A 682-nucleotide genomic window follows, 5' to 3' on the forward strand; every position below is an offset into this window, starting at 1 on the left:
GAACCGCGCATTATATTGCTGAGCTTTCTCGGAGTGTTGTTGCCTTCTGCTGTTCTGCTTACGCTACCGGTTTTTTCGGTTTCTGGTCTGTCTATTACTGACGCGTTGTTTACCGCGACTTCAGCCATCAGTGTGACTGGGTTGGGTGTGGTCGATACCGGCCAACATTTTACGCTCGCGGGTAAAATTCTTCTGATGTGTTTGATGCAGATCGGCGGCTTAGGGCAAATGACCTTATCTGCGGTGCTGCTCTATATGTTTGGGGTGCGCTTGAGTCTACGTCAGCAAGCATTAGCCAAAGAAGCACTTGGCCAAGAAAGGCAAGTCAACCTGCGTCGTTTGGTGAAAAAGATCGTCACATTTGCGCTGGTGGCAGAGGCGATAGGTTTTGTCTTCCTCTCGTATCGTTGGGTGCCAGAAATGGGTTGGCAGACGGGCATGTTCTATGCGCTGTTTCATTCTATTTCGGCTTTCAACAATGCTGGCTTCGCTCTCTTCTCTGACAGCATGATGAGTTTTGTCAACGATCCGTTAGTGAGTTTCACCTTAGCTGGTCTGTTTATCTTTGGCGGCTTGGGTTTTACTGTGATTGGTGACGTTTGGCGACATTGGCGTAAAGGTTTCCACTTCTTACATATTCACACCAAAATCATGTTGATTGCCACTCCGTTACTGCTGTTGG

At 48.2% G+C, this 682-nt stretch carries 1 protein-coding gene; it reads left to right on the top strand.

The annotated features are described in order from the left end of the window. On the top strand, positions 1 to 682 hold a 682-nt coding region (locus R8O10_RS25345), incomplete at both ends, for a potassium transporter TrkG (RefSeq protein ID WP_318191974.1).

The sequence above is a fragment of the Vibrio sp. 1727 genome, from assembly GCF_033344415.1.
In the GTDB taxonomy this organism is placed as follows: domain Bacteria; phylum Pseudomonadota; class Gammaproteobacteria; order Enterobacterales; family Vibrionaceae; genus Vibrio; species Vibrio alginolyticus.